Annotated in this window: 12 protein-coding genes and 1 pseudogene; 7 read left to right on the top strand and 6 right to left on the bottom strand. The window is 57.1% G+C overall.

Annotated features, from left to right (window positions below):
* The first annotated feature begins 50 nt into the window (after positions 1-50).
* The gene (locus HUK68_RS22390; protein WP_175506491.1) at positions 51-704 is read left to right on the top strand and encodes an SOS response-associated peptidase; all 654 of its coding nucleotides are present in this window, start codon (positions 51-53) and stop codon (positions 702-704) included.
* 42 nt (positions 705-746) lie between these two features.
* Entirely contained in the window at positions 747-1,103 is a 357-nt protein-coding gene (locus tag HUK68_RS22385; RefSeq protein ID WP_175506490.1) for a hypothetical protein, read from the top strand.
* Between the two features lie 192 nt (positions 1,104-1,295).
* Here the strand turns inward: HUK68_RS22385 and HUK68_RS22380 are convergent, their stop codons facing one another.
* The gene (locus tag HUK68_RS22380; protein WP_175506489.1) at positions 1,296-1,649 is read right to left on the bottom strand and encodes a DUF7673 family protein; all 354 of its coding nucleotides are present in this window, start codon (positions 1,647-1,649) and stop codon (positions 1,296-1,298) included.
* 619 nt (positions 1,650-2,268) lie between these two features.
* Here HUK68_RS22380 and HUK68_RS22375 point away from each other — a divergent pair.
* Positions 2,269-2,571: pseudogene (locus HUK68_RS22375) on the top strand (DUF932 domain-containing protein); the annotation flags it as partial.
* 82 nt (positions 2,572-2,653) lie between these two features.
* Here HUK68_RS22375 and HUK68_RS22370 read toward each other — a convergent pair.
* Positions 2,654-3,883: an RNA-guided endonuclease InsQ/TnpB family protein gene (locus HUK68_RS22370; RefSeq protein ID WP_175506487.1), complete on the bottom strand. Its 1,230-nt coding sequence runs from the start codon at positions 3,881-3,883 to the stop codon at positions 2,654-2,656.
* Between the two features lie 463 nt (positions 3,884-4,346).
* Here HUK68_RS22370 and HUK68_RS22365 point away from each other — a divergent pair, with 463 nt between their 5' ends.
* A complete protein-coding gene (locus HUK68_RS22365; protein WP_175506486.1) occupies positions 4,347-5,093 on the top strand; it encodes a response regulator transcription factor in 747 nt (248 codons plus the stop codon).
* Here the strand turns inward: HUK68_RS22365 and HUK68_RS22360 are convergent.
* The 4 genes from HUK68_RS22360 to HUK68_RS22345 form a co-directional block, all read right to left on the bottom strand.
* On the bottom strand, positions 5,082-5,675 hold the full coding sequence (locus HUK68_RS22360; protein ID WP_175506485.1) for a thiamine phosphate synthase: 594 nt from the start codon (positions 5,673-5,675) through the stop codon (positions 5,082-5,084). The genes HUK68_RS22365 and HUK68_RS22360 overlap by 12 nt on opposite strands.
* Before the next feature lie 139 nt (positions 5,676-5,814).
* Positions 5,815-6,168: a hypothetical protein gene (locus HUK68_RS22355; protein ID WP_175506596.1), complete on the bottom strand. Its 354-nt coding sequence runs from the start codon at positions 6,166-6,168 to the stop codon at positions 5,815-5,817.
* A gap of 47 nt (positions 6,169-6,215) precedes the next feature.
* Positions 6,216-6,923, bottom strand: coding sequence for a StbB family protein (stbB, locus tag HUK68_RS22350; RefSeq protein ID WP_175506484.1), 708 nt, complete (start codon positions 6,921-6,923; stop codon positions 6,216-6,218).
* Positions 6,920-7,357: a conjugal transfer protein TraD gene (locus HUK68_RS22345; protein WP_175506483.1), complete on the bottom strand. Its 438-nt coding sequence runs from the start codon at positions 7,355-7,357 to the stop codon at positions 6,920-6,922. The genes stbB and HUK68_RS22345 overlap by 4 nt, the downstream gene beginning before the upstream one ends.
* A gap of 419 nt (positions 7,358-7,776) precedes the next feature.
* On the opposite strand from HUK68_RS22345, the gene HUK68_RS22340 reads away from it, so the two are divergent.
* The 3 genes from HUK68_RS22340 (at position 7,777) to mobF (ending at position 12,766) form a co-directional block, all read left to right on the top strand.
* Positions 7,777-8,172, top strand: a complete 396-nt coding sequence (locus tag HUK68_RS22340) for a conjugal transfer protein TraA (protein ID WP_175506482.1) — start codon at positions 7,777-7,779, stop codon at positions 8,170-8,172.
* Positions 8,173-8,248: 76 nt separating this feature from the next.
* On the top strand, positions 8,249-9,820 hold the full coding sequence (locus HUK68_RS22335) for a type IV secretion system DNA-binding domain-containing protein (protein ID WP_175506481.1): 1,572 nt from the start codon (positions 8,249-8,251) through the stop codon (positions 9,818-9,820).
* A gap of 12 nt (positions 9,821-9,832) precedes the next feature.
* Positions 9,833-12,766: a MobF family relaxase gene (mobF, locus tag HUK68_RS22330; protein ID WP_175506480.1), complete on the top strand. Its 2,934-nt coding sequence runs from the start codon at positions 9,833-9,835 to the stop codon at positions 12,764-12,766.
* The last annotated feature ends 272 nt before the right edge of the window (positions 12,767-13,038 follow it).

Below are 13,038 nucleotides of genomic sequence, written 5' to 3'. Positions count from 1 at the left end.
GCTGTACATTCGTACAGTATACGTGTGCTCAAACTATTTACGATCAAACCATGTGCAATGTTTACCGACCTCCCGGCCCGATTGATGTGTCGCTGCATTTCCGCGTCGATACGCGCGAACGCACATGGCCGGGGATGGTGCACCCGCGCACCCCCGGCCCTTTCATTCGGCGCGCCGTGGATGATGTGGGCTACAGCCGTGAATTGGCCGTGGGTCAGTGGGCGCTGATTCCGCCATGGTCCAAGGAGGCCAAACTCAAATACAGCACCAATAACGCGCGCTCGGAAGAGGTCGCCAGCAAAGCCAGCTACAAGGACGCCTGGGCCAGGGGACAGCGCTGCATCATCCCAGCGGCCGACTTCGACGAGCCCAACTGGGAAAGCGGCAAGAACGTCTGGTGGCGGTTTCGGCGCGCAGATGGCTTGCCCTGGGGCCTGGCAGGCCTGTGGAACACCTGGGTGGACCGGGCCACCGGCGAGGTGCACGAGAGCTACACCATGCTGACCCTCAATGCCGATGCGCACCCGCTGATGAACCGCATGCACAAGCCCGACCCCAAGCTGCCAGCGGACCAGCAGGACAAGCGCAGCGTCATTCCGATCAACATGGCCGACGTCGATCAATGGCTGGCCGGCACGGTCAAAGAAGCATCGGTGTTGCTGCGGCTTGCGCCCAGCGAAGTTTTTGACGCTGGGCCAGCTTAAGCAGCCTCCAGCCAGCCCTTGGCGGTGCCCACTGCCCTGTCGATGAATGCAGTACTCCAAACGATGCAATATGGTGTGAAAGCTTGTCCAAGCGATTTGGACATACCGACCGCAAAGCTTTTAGAGAAATATTCCATGAACCGAGATATCCACTCTGCAGACGTCGGTCTGTTTGTGGCTGCATCGCTGCGTGGCTTTGGTCTCACGGATTCTGCATCTGGCCGCGGCTATCGCGTCGAACGCGGCTCCGTGGTGATCTACACGGCAGCCACGTTCAAGGAGGTGGCAAACCTCTGCGGAGCATCAGGACGCACCACGTTGCGCGAGGCAGCTGAGCGCGATGGGCTCACATGGCCTGCGTCCGCAAAATTCTTCATCGCTGCGATGAAAAATCCGTAATGCACTTGGCTTACCCGAACCATATCTCGGCCAGGCACTGGTAAGCGTTGCTCACCGCGCAATGTCGCTGCTGTTCGCGGTGCATGGGCCGCCTGCGGGTCTCGCATCCTTGCCACTGGCCATCGTGTGTGAGGTACCTGGGCTAACGGCTGACCTGCACGCCTGCCTCATGCCCGACACTCGCTTTTCGATTCAGCGATCGGGCCACTCGAAGCCCCAATCCTTGCATATGGCGAGGATGCGCTGCTCGCCGTTCGGCACCAGCTTGAAGAGATCGGCCTTGCCCCAGCGCAGCGCATCCAGGCACAGCAGCATGTCATCGCTGATGTCCACATCGACTGTGCGCAAGTCGAATAGGTCGAACGGGAACGTCTGACCATCGAAAGTGGCTGCAATGAAGTGCGCCAACGTTCGGATCTGACCGCTGTCGCGCGTCTCGGCCAGGTCCAGCAGGCGCTCCAGCGCCTGCGCGGCCGCTGCTTGCGCTCGGTACGCTCGTTCTGCCCACTCGGCCTGTTTCCTGTCCTGAACTGCAAAGTTGTTCATTGCGGCTTTCTCTGGATGTTGTGCCATTGAGCATCCCGGCGTGGCGCCGTCGGGCTCGCGGGCTGCGCCCCGCGCCGCGTTCCGCATCGCGGCCATTCGGCTTTGATCCCTGATGCCTTCGGCCGGCGGTGCCGGCCTGCGCGCTGCGCTTGCCTCCAGGGGATCGCCTTGCCGGCCATCCCCGCCGCGCGCTGCTTGGCGCCCCTGCGATACCGCCGACCAGGCTGTGCCTGATCGGCCAGACCAATCCAGCCAGGCGTGTCTGCGCACGCGAAGGCGCTCGCCGCGCGGCGTTGATCCGGCGCAACGCCCTGGGCTGTAGGCCGCTGGCCGTCTTTCCCAAGTCCATCGCCTTGTCCGCGACCGTAGCCAGCGGTACCTGGCCGTCAAGGCGCGCAGGGCCGAGTCCTCGCCTGCGGCTGCGGGCCGCACCAACCCTGCGCTTGCCTCCTTGACGGCCCGTCCCCGCTGGCTTCGGTTTCCGCGGGCGATGAACTCAGGAAAGACGGCGGCAACAGGACCGGCCCAGGTCGCTGCGCCGAATCAACCAAAGCCACAAGGGCTCCGAATCTTGGAATCCGGTAGGCCTTTGAACCACAGCCAACCTTGGAGAAAGACAATGCAACTCGCATCCCGCTTCGCTTCTCACTCCCCTGCTCTGCGCAGTGACCTACCGCTGACTGATGTGCAAATCCGTGAGGTAGCGCCCTCCATATTTGCGCAGGAAAAGCACAGCAGCCGATCCGAGCGCTACAGCTACATTGCCACCAGCGCGATTCTTTCCGAGCTGCGCAAGGAAGGTTTTGACCCCTTCATGGTGTGCCAGACCCGCGTGCGTGACGAAGGCAAGCGTGAGCACACCAAGCATATGGTGCGGCTGCGCCATGCCGCGCAAGTCGATGATGCTGAAGCCAATGAGTTGACATCCTCCCCCACCTTGGCCTTCGGCCACCGCTTGCGCGGGAAGGAGGGGGATTCCTGCTGCGCTATGCAGAGCCACGCTCTTACGTAGTCGCTTCGGCGGGTTCCTGCTTCACCGAGGCGGGTTGCACCGCTGTCTTGCGACTGCGGCCAGAGCCGTCCTCTCCACAGGCTAACAAGCGCTGTCCACGCTCTAGAACATTAATAGCACCCACCTCATCGGCATGGGCCCTGTGGCCGCAGGCGACGCACTGGAATTGCTGCTGCGTTCTGCGATTTTCCGGTGCAACATGGCCACAGCAGGGGCAGGTCTGGCTGGTGTGGTGTGCGGGCACTGCCAGCAGCATACCGCCGCTCCAGTCCATCTTGTACGCCAGTTGCCGCCTGAACTCTGCCCAGCCCTGATCGAGAATGCAGCGGTTCAAGCCGGCCTTTTGCCGCACCCGTTGGCCGGGCTGTTCGCTGCTGCCCTTCGCCGACCTGGAGATGTTTTTCACCTGCAAATCCTCAATACAGACGAGCGCGTGGTTTTGGCAGATCGTCGTGGTGGTTTTGTGGAGGAAGTCCTTGCGGGCGTTGGCGATGGCTCTGTGAATCTTTTGAACTTTGGTCTTTGCCTTTTTCCAGTTGTTGCTGAATTTGACCTTGCGGGCCATGCGCCGCTGGTAACGCGCAAGGCGTCGCTGGTCTTGCTTGAAACTGTTCAGGGGCGCAATGAAACTGCCGTCGCTCAGGGTGGCAAAGCGCGCAATGCCGACATCGATGCCGATGGCCGTGGTGGCAGTTGGCACCGGCTGGGGCAACTCCCGCTCGGTCTGGATGCTGGCGAACCATCTGTCCCCGGACTCGCTGAGAGTGATGTTCCTTGCTACGCCAGCAATATCTCGGCTGTTGCGATAGCGTATCCAGCCGAGCTTGGGCAGCTTGATGCGGCTGTTGGCCTGGTCGATCTCGAATTGCTTGGGGTCAGGGTAGCGGAAACTTTCGCCACGCCCTTTGCGCTTGAAGCGCGGAAAATCTGCGCGCTTGGCAAAGAAGTTCTTGTATGCCCGCTCCAAGTCCTTGAGTGCGTGCTGCAAGGGGTGGCACGGAGCCTCCTTGAGCCAGGGTGTCTCGCTGCTATGGCGCCAGTCGGTCAGATGCTTTGCCATGGCGACATAGCCGATGAACTTCCCGTCGGCTTCGTGGTTGGACTGTTGCAGTGCCAAAGCCTTGTTGTAGACGAATCGGCAAGATCCGGCAAAGCGGCGCATGTCGCGCTGCTGCGCCCCGTTGGGCAACAGTTGGAACTTGAAGGCCTGCAATCGCTGCATACTGGGATTTTATCCAGCTCATGTGAATGACTCCATGGGAAACCCCAACTCCAGGACGGCTTTGCCGTCCGCGCTCTTGACCCCGACCTTAACGGCAGGGTTTGCCGCGCGCTTGATCAATCGGGCCTTATGGATGCTCGCTGAAGGCATGAAACAACTGAAATCTTGACCTCAAATATTTGGAGGGGGATCAATCCCCCTCCCTATTTGAGCTCGATTCAATCGAATTAACGCATCCCCAGATCAAATCCAGGTAATTTCCCGTGTCACTACCGGAAAACTCGACCCAATTTTCAATCATCCATCTCATGGCTTGGTCTGATAAAAATTTGTGACATCCTAGAAATTAGTTCATTAATTCTACCATTGTTAAGGTGGATATTTGATGGCGCCCGCAAATTTGGCTAGACTGACTCGCGATTTTTAAAGATTCCATCCGTGGCGGTTGCAAAGGTTGACGACGATGGCTAACGCATCTCTCTCACTCCACACTCTCGACATATGCCGGCCTTTTTTCAACAAATCAGGTCTGAATGCTTTCTCCTACTCTCGCGTTTTCAGAGATGGTAGCCGGTGTGAATTATGGACCGATGCCGCTGCATTTGAGCACACTTTCCACAAGGCACGCTATATCGTCGGAGCGTATACACCGCAATACTTCCAAAAGAACGAAAGATATTCTTTTCTTGAGAAAAAGATAGAATCATATCCCCATGAATTGCGCGACAGATACGTTCATCAGCTAGCTGATCAACGCAAATACTTCGACCATGGAAATGGTTTTTCCATCATCAATCGCCAAGAAGAATTCTGTGAATACTTCTTGTTCTACTCATCGACAGCGGACAGCGCAGCGATCAACTTCTACTTGAATCATCTCGACGAACTTGAAGCTTTTTGCGAATACTTTCTACAGGCTGCAAAACATCTTATTTCCGAGGCAGAAAAATATCGGATACCGACCCCCAACCGATGTGCCAAAACAGCGCGCAGTGAACAGAAAACCTTGGCAAAAAGAATGACCTCGCGCGAAAGGGAGGTGGCACGGCTTCTTATCACGGGCGCCACCATCAAAGATGTAGGCATCGCTCTTTCCATTTCTCCTCGAACGGTAGAAAGTCATGTGGAAAATATGAAAATCAAATATGGGTGCAGTAGAAAATCGATGCTAGTAAAGGAACTTTTCTTCAGTAGAAACTTATTCTTTTGAAGCTTTGCTGCACCAGGTCGAAGATATAGCTGCAATGCCCCAAGCTCCGTGCTTCTTCGCATCTTCCAGCATTTCGGTTCTCATTCCTCCCAGAGCGAAGACAGGAATTTTTGTGCCAACGGCCAAGTCGGAAAAGCGTTGCCATCCTATCGGCACAGCTTCCGGGTGTGTCTTTGTCGCGAAAACAGGCGACACCACGATGAAGTCAGCGCCGATTGTTTCGGCATGTGCCACCTGCTCTTCGTCATGACAAGCCGCTGAAACCAGGAAGCCTGCCAATGCTGGCCGTTGCTGGCATGCCATCAGCGCCTCACTGGTCAAATGCACACCGTCACAGCGCGCCTCCAGCGCCATTTCTACCGAGCCATTGAAAATAAGGAGTGCGCCATGTTTTCGGCAAGCCACCAGCGCCAAATCAGCGACAGCCAAGTGTTCTCGCCGGTTTAATTTCTTCGCGCGAAGTTGCACCAACTTGATACCGGAATCCAAAGTCTCATTCAATTCAGCAATAAACTTTTCAAAACTTGGAGCGCCGACCGGCTCCGGCGTGATCTGATATATTCTGGAAATTGAGGAAGTCATCACGATATTCCACAGTTTGGTTCGACATTGGCGCATAAAGCTGTGTTGATGAATTGAGTCGACGAATTTCTCGCTATTCCAACGAAGCCATCCACCTTAGCAAGCACTGACATACACCGCTGCGGTGGGACAATGACCATCAGGCGCCTACCAGCTTGGCCCCGATGACGCCCCCCAGAGCACCTGCCACGAATGCCGTACCAGTAACCAGCGCCATGAGCCTATACGCTTTGCGCTCAAAGGCCTCATGCATGACAGCCAACTGCAAAGATTGCGTATTGAGCTGGTTTCCGATTTGCGCTGCCGCGTACCGTCCGGCCTGCAATAATTTGTCGACGTCCTTTTCAACTGCCGATTCAAAATTGAGCTTGAAGGCCAAAAATGCTTTTCCGGCAGCATCGCCGGACGCCTTTTCAATTCTCTCGGCGATGGATTGATCAACCTGTTCGAAACGCCGCACCAAGAGGTCGGCATCTTGCAGCAGTTCAGCCATCAAGGCTTCACGAGCGGTGGAAACGTTTGTGCTGCCCATCGATCATCCTATTTGAATAGCGTCCGATAAACATCGTCAAGATTTTTATGCGCCGACTTCGCCAGCCGTTGGGCAGATATCATGCTGATGGCATGCGCCTTGGCATCATCATCTTTTGCTTCGCGCAGCATGGTGCGGTAATCGGTATCGTCATCGACGATTTCCGAGACGTTTTTTTTAAGGATATGCAGGCGCTCGAATATTTCATTTCTGAATATCACTGCATCAGGCCTCAGCGTAAAGCTTTTCGTTTCAGCATGAAGCCCGAATATCGTGCTGAACATGCGCGACACGTCGCTTGCATCTTCCAGCTCGACCTTATTGAACACCACCTGTATTTTGCTGGCGGGCACGCCCAGTCCGGAAAGCGTCTCGATCGTGTTGATGGTGTCAATTTGCTGCTTCTTTTCACTGACGACAGGCACGACAAAGCAATCGAATTCCCCATGCGAACCGTCAAACTGACCCATCTGCTTGATGAATTCCTCGACATTGGACGCACCAACATCGACTATTGCCGACTCCAGCAGCATCAAATCTTCCTGCAACTCGCCAAAGTCCTTACCTTTGAGAAGCTCCGTGCCCTGTTCGTCCACCGACCCGGCGTTGATCGTTTCCACACGGAATTTTGGCGCCGATATGCGCGGAGCCAGAAGGTTATCGACGATGGTCGTCTTCCCCGGATTTCCGCTGAAATTGATCACGGCCACCTTCATGTCTTACTCCTTCGCTGCTGCCGGGCGACTCTCTCATAACGCGCCAGCTTTTCCGCTTGCTGTACGGGATCCGGGTGCATCAGACGGCCAATTTCCTGTATCGATAATGACGGACGCGCATTATTCTCACCGGACGTGTGAAAATCAAAATCTGCAGAGTGATTTTTCTTAAATAAATCCGTTGAAGCACATACTTTTTTCACAGCAGCGTCTGCCACGTTAGTTGCGCAGGATTTTTGCCGATAGCGATACAAATATTTCTTGAGCGTCTCGAACGGCAGGTCAAAACCTATCGCAACGAGTTTTTGATGAATGGCTACCAACTTCACACCCGACGCCAGCTTTTCTTCGATCTCCGGCATCCACTGGCGCAGTTGTACCGCCTTGGACATAGGCTCTAGCTGTCTTATTGCAAGTTTTACGCTTTGATTCATCGGAGTTTTTCCGTAGCTGACGCACTGTACCCGCGTGCAATATCTTTGTGCAGATACTCATCTTGCGAATGTTGTTATGTGCACTTTTTGTCCTCCTTCTGTCCACTTTTTGTCCACTTTCTGTCCCCTTTTTGTCCCCTCTTTGTCCAATTTCTGTCCCCTTTTTGTCCTCTTCACACATACGCCCTTCGGGCTCGATGGTTTCCACGCCCTTAACCCCAAGAGATTCCGGTCCTTAACAGGCCCGAAATCTCAATACACAATACGCACCTCCCTGCGGGAGGCGAAACCCAGGCGGTATATGGCTTTTCAGGCCATGCATCGCCGCCAACAGCTATAGAAATTTCTATAGGAAATGGTCCAGACCCCGCATTTTTCCTAGGTTTACGGCTATAGGAATTCTTATAGGTGGTACCGGCATGAACGACGGTAAAGCAATACCCGTTTGGTATTCGGAGGAAGACCGGCGCAGGCTCGAGGAAGCGGCTGCGCTGGCTGGCTACAGGCACTTGTCCAAATACATCCGCGACCGGACACTGGGCTATGACAGCCAACGCGCGTCAGCCCGAGACAGCATTGAGGCATGGGCAGATCGCCAGGAGCTGTCCGGGCGCTTGGCGGAAATCGAGCGCATGCAAAGCCGGGCACAGGCGCTGCTGGCCATGCTGCTCTTTCTCCTCCGCGGCAAGGCATCGAATGCCGAGACAGATGCATTGATCCGCGCCTGCGAAAACGCCCGGACCCCAGACGATGTACTTGCTGCCTCGTCGCCACAGCTGGCAGCGCTCATGCGGCGTTTTGTGCAGGACGCTTAGGGTGAAAAGCGCTTGTTCGATCTGGATCAAAGTCTTGGACAGCCACTGCCGCTGCGTCCTTGAAAGGAAAAAGGCGATGCAAAAACATGAAGTAGAAAGCGCCGTCTGGCTTCTGGGCATCAACCTCCCGTTGGCCGGCTGGATTGCGGGTGCCTACGCCGGCGGCGTGCCCTTGCTGCCCCTGCCCCAGGCGCTCACGGCGGCCATCACGGCCACGGCCAGCAACCCCTTTACCGCTAGCGGTGTGGCGGCTGGCATCGGCCTGGCTGCGGGCGCGGCCTATCTGGTGCACGAGTATGGCGACGATGGGTTCCGCGGAGCGGCATATCGCCGCTGGATGCGCGGCTCGAGAATCGCCAACTGGCACTGGGTCAGAAGCAAGGTCAACGCTGCCAACAGCCGTGAAAATCGCCGCCTGCGTGCGCTGCGCAACGGCGCAGAAGATCTGCAACCCATCATGATCGGCCCGATGCCCATGCCGATGCATCTGGAGAACCGCAACACCCTGGTATGTGCGTCGATTGGGGCGGGGAAATCGGTGGCGATGGAATGCATGATCCACTCGGCCCTCAAGCGCCGCGACAAGATGGCGGTGATCGACCCCAACGGCACTTTTTATTCGAAATTCAGCTTTCCTGGCGACACGATTCTCAATCCGTTTGACCGCCGCTCGCGGGGCTGGACCCTGTTCAATGAGATCAAGGGAATACATGATTTCGACCGGATGGCAAAGAGCGTCATTCCGCCGCAGGTCGATCCCAGCGATGAGCAATGGTGTGCCTACACCCGCGATGTGCTGGCGGACACCATGCGCAAGCTGGTGGAGATGGGCCAGCCCGATCAGGACAGGCTGGTCAATCTGCTGGTGCGTGAGGATGGCGAAGTCATTCGCGCGTTTCTGGTCAACACGGACTCGCAGGGCTACTTCCGCGAGAACGCCGAAAAAGCGGTCGCCTCCATCCAGTTCATGATGAACAAGTATGTGCGGCCGCTGCGCTTCATGACCAAAGGCGATTTCTCGCTGCACAAATGGGTGCATGACCCGCACGCCGGCAATCTGTTCATCACCTGGCGCGAGGATATGCGCGCTGTGCAACGGCCGCTGGTCGCAACATGGATCGATGCGATCTGCGCCACCATTCTCAGCGTCCTTGATGACAAGTCATGCGCAACACGTCGGTTGTGGCTGTTCCTGGATGAACTGGAGTCCCTGGGCAAGCTCGAATCTTTCGTTCCTGCTGCCACCAAGGGCCGCAAGCATGGTCTGCGTATGGCGGCTTCGATTCAGGACTGGGCACAGCTGGATGAAACCTATGGCAAGGACACCGCCAAGATCCTGCTCAGCTGCTTTCGCAACTACCTCATCTTTGGCGCCTCGAATGCGCTCAACGCGGACAAGGCCAGCGAGATTCTCGGCAAGCAGCATGTCGAGCGCGTTCAGACCACCCTCAATGCGAGCGCTCGGGGCGGCGGGCGCAGCCGCCAGCTGGTGGCCAGTCCCCCGGAGCCTGTGGTGCTGGATTCGGAGATTTCCAACCTCAGAGATCTCGAAGGCTATGTGATGTTTGCCGAGGACTTTCCCATCGCGAAGATCAGGCTGCCATATGTGACCTATCCGCCGCGGGCGCTGGCCATCGATGTCAGGTGACGCGAGCCTGCCATGCTCAACGTCACGTCGATCCGCGGCAACAACCAGTATGCGGCAGCGCATTATTTTGCGGCGGCAGACGACTACTACACCAAGGAGCACCCTGGCGAATGGCAGGGCCGGGGTGCGCAGGAACTGGGCCTGACCGGTCCGGTCGACCAGGCACAGTTCGCGCGCCTGCTCAATGGCCAGCTACCAAACGGCCAATGCATCCAGAAGACGTTCGATCCGCTCGACAACAAGAAGCGCATGGGTCTCGACCTCACGTTTTCCGCGCCGAAGTCCGTTTCCATGCAAGCACTTGTCGGTGGCGACAAAGGCGTCACAGCGGCTCATGACTTTGCCGTCACGCGTGCGCTGGAGCAGGTCGAGCAGCTGGCCGAGGCCCGTAGAAAGGTGCAAGGCAAAAGCTTTCGCGAGCGCACCGCCAACATGGTCATCGGCAAGTTCCGCCATGAGATGAGCCGTGCAAAGGACCCGCAGCTCCACACACATGCCGTCATCCTCAACATGACCCGACGCGCCGATGGCGCTTGGCGTGCGCTGTCGAACGAAGACATCTACCGTGTCCAGCACGAACTGGACGCGCTCTACAAGGCCGAGCTGGCAAAGGGCCTGCAGGCCATTGGCTATGCCATCCGCCTGCTGGATGACAAAGGCAACTTCGAACTGGCACACATCAGCCGAGAGCAGATCGAGGCCTTCTCGGCACGAAGCCAGGTGATCGAAGATGCGCTCGCCCATGAAGGCAAGACCCGGGCAACAGCGACGACACTGGAAAAGCAGGTAATTGCACTGGCCACGCGCCCGCGCAAGAACGAATCCGATCGCAAGGTCGTCAAGCAATATTGGGTGGAAAAAAGCCGCAAGCTGGGGATCGACTATGGACCGCGCGTGCAACTTGACGGACTTCCTTGTGATCCGGGCAGCAGTTCACGCGGCGGTGAGCCAGCCGACGACCGCCTCGCCGCACAGAGCTTGCCGGCCGGACTCACCCCGGCGCAAGCCGTTGTGCAATACGCCATCAACCATCTGACCGAACGCGAAGCAGTGGTGCGCGAAACTGTGCTCACCGCCACGGCGTTGCGCCGCGCGGTCGGCCTTGCAGGCACGGACGAAGTCCGCACCGAAATCCAGCGGCTTGTCGCGCAAGGAGCGCTGATTGAAGCCTTGCCGGTATACCGCATGGCAGAGCGCAGGGATGGACCGGCCCTCTCCCTCGCCGGTTGGAAAAACCATCTGCGAGAGCTCAAAGGATGGTCGAGCAACCAGGCGCACCAGTACGTCACTCTCGCGATCAAGAAGGGCTCGCTCGTCCCCGCCGAAAAGCGTTACACGACACACAAGGCGCTGGCACGCGAGAAGGCCATTCTTGCCATCGAAGTCGCCGGGCGTGGGGCAGCCACGCCGCTCATGCAAGCCAGCGCCGTGGTCACAGCCCTCGAAGGAACCACCCTGAATGCCGGCCAGCGCTCAGCCGTGGAAAGCATCGTGTGTTCCAGCAACCGATTCATCGGCATCCAGGGCGACGCGGGTACCGGCAAGACCTACGCCCTGAACCAGGCCATCGCTCTCATCCAGCAGGCATCGACCTCCGGCGTCGGATACCGCACCGTCGCGCTCGCGCCATATGGCAATCAGGTCAAGGCGCTGAAGAACGAGGGCCTTGAGGCCCATACGCTCGCCAGCTTTCTGCGCACCAAGGACAAGCCCATCGATGCCAGGACGATCATCGTTCTGGACGAATCAGGGGTAGTCGGCGCACGCCAGATGGCCCAGGTCATGCGCATCGTCGAAAGCGCCGGCGCGCGCATGGTGTTGCTGGGAGACACCAAGCAAACGGAAGCCATCGAGGCGGGAAAGCCATTTGCCCAACTCCAGGAGAACGGCATGCAGACCGCACGCATCAACGAGATTCAACGCCAGAAGGATCTCGAATTGAAGACCGCGGTGGAGCTTGCTGCAGCAGGCAAAGTGGGGCCTTCACTTGCGCATCTCAAACACGTGGAGGAGCTGAAAAATCCCAGTGAACGGCACCAGGCCATCGTTAATGACTACGTAAGACTCACTGAGCCGGAACGCCGCGAGACGCTGATCGTTGCCGGCACCAATGCCGCCCGCCGCGAGATAAACGCCATGGTGCGTGAGGCGCTGGATCTGGCGGGAACAGGACGTTATTTCGAAACATTGACCCGTGTGGATATGACACAGGCCCAGCGGCGTTTTGCACCGAGCTACGAGCCAGGGGTGGTGATTCAACCCGAGAAGGATTATCCAAAAATCGGCCTGGTGCGCGGAGAGACTTACCGGGTCCAGGAGGCCTTGCCCGGCAATATTCTGGCGCTGGAGGGTCGCGATGGCAGCACCACCATAATCAACCCACGCAAGCTGACAAAGCTAAGTGTCTATCACCCCGAACGTGCAGAACTGGCGGTAGGCGATACCGTCCGAATCAACCGCAACGACCCAGGTCGAGATCTCACCAATGGCGACCGAATGCGTGTTGCCAGCGTCACCGGCGGAATAGTTCAGCTCGAGTCGATTGAACAGCGCAATGGACGGCCAGAGCGTTTTCTTGAGTTTCTGGGAACCAAGCCGCTGCATCTCGAGCACGCCTACGCATCGACGGTTCATAGCACGCAAGGACTAACCAACGACCGCGCATTGATTGCTCTCGATACCAAGAGTCGTACCACATCAATGAACCTATATTACGTGGCAATCAGCCGCGCTCGGCATGAGGCACGTGTCTACACCAACTCCATCAGCGAACTGCCAACCGCGATTGCCCGCCGCTTTGACAAAATCACAGCACTGGCGGTTCAGCGGGAAAGGCTGTTGAACCCCGAGGTGGCCGGCATGTCGGCAGTAAGGGCTGCTGATGGCAGGCAATTACTGCCGCACCAACCGCTAAAAGCTGAGCCAAGGCAGTACAGTCACAGATAGAAAATCCATTGTTGCATGAAATCCATGGCCGAATTCAGCATTGCGCGGACTTTTAAAAACCAGATGTCACATTTCTAATGCATCAGGAAATGTTGTTTATCAAAAGGTAGTACTAATACCTTTCCTTGAAATTTTGCTTTGCAGCGATTGTTGCCGTTTAAAGCTATAGCTCGATGCGCTCGTTTCTCCCAGATAAAATCCATATTGAATGCTTATCATGAGCCGCCGTTCATGCGAAGCCGCTGCGTCTTCAGCGTTGACGTAGAGTACAC

Origin of the sequence: Comamonas antarctica (assembly GCF_013363755.1) — a bacterium.
GTDB lineage: Bacteria > Pseudomonadota > Gammaproteobacteria > Burkholderiales > Burkholderiaceae_C > Comamonas > Comamonas antarctica.
The sequence above is the reverse complement of the archived record's forward strand: the minus strand, read 5'-3'. Positions and strand labels throughout refer to the sequence as shown.

Bases quoted from the DNA above. Each gene is read 5' to 3' on its own strand.
- stbB (WP_175506484.1), bottom strand. From the start codon at position 6,923: ATGAAGGTGGCCGTGATCAATTTCAGCGGAAATCCGGGGAAGACGACC.
- HUK68_RS22355 (WP_175506596.1), bottom strand. From the start codon at position 6,168: ATGGCTGAACTGCTGCAAGATGCCGACCTCTTGGTGCGGCGTTTCGAA.
- HUK68_RS22340 (WP_175506482.1), top strand. From the start codon at position 7,777: ATGAACGACGGTAAAGCAATACCCGTTTGGTATTCGGAGGAAGACCGG.
- HUK68_RS22380 (WP_175506489.1), bottom strand. From the start codon at position 1,649: ATGAACAACTTTGCAGTTCAGGACAGGAAACAGGCCGAGTGGGCAGAA.
- HUK68_RS22370 (WP_175506487.1), bottom strand. From the start codon at position 3,883: ATGCAGCGATTGCAGGCCTTCAAGTTCCAACTGTTGCCCAACGGGGCG.
- HUK68_RS22385 (WP_175506490.1), top strand. From the start codon at position 747: ATGAATGCAGTACTCCAAACGATGCAATATGGTGTGAAAGCTTGTCCA.
- HUK68_RS22335 (WP_175506481.1), top strand. From the start codon at position 8,249: ATGCAAAAACATGAAGTAGAAAGCGCCGTCTGGCTTCTGGGCATCAAC.
- mobF (WP_175506480.1), top strand. From the start codon at position 9,833: ATGCTCAACGTCACGTCGATCCGCGGCAACAACCAGTATGCGGCAGCG.
- HUK68_RS22345 (WP_175506483.1), bottom strand. From the start codon at position 7,357: ATGAATCAAAGCGTAAAACTTGCAATAAGACAGCTAGAGCCTATGTCC.
- HUK68_RS22365 (WP_175506486.1), top strand. From the start codon at position 4,347: ATGGCTAACGCATCTCTCTCACTCCACACTCTCGACATATGCCGGCCT.
- HUK68_RS22390 (WP_175506491.1), top strand. From the start codon at position 51: ATGTGCAATGTTTACCGACCTCCCGGCCCGATTGATGTGTCGCTGCAT.
- HUK68_RS22360 (WP_175506485.1), bottom strand. From the start codon at position 5,675: ATGACTTCCTCAATTTCCAGAATATATCAGATCACGCCGGAGCCGGTC.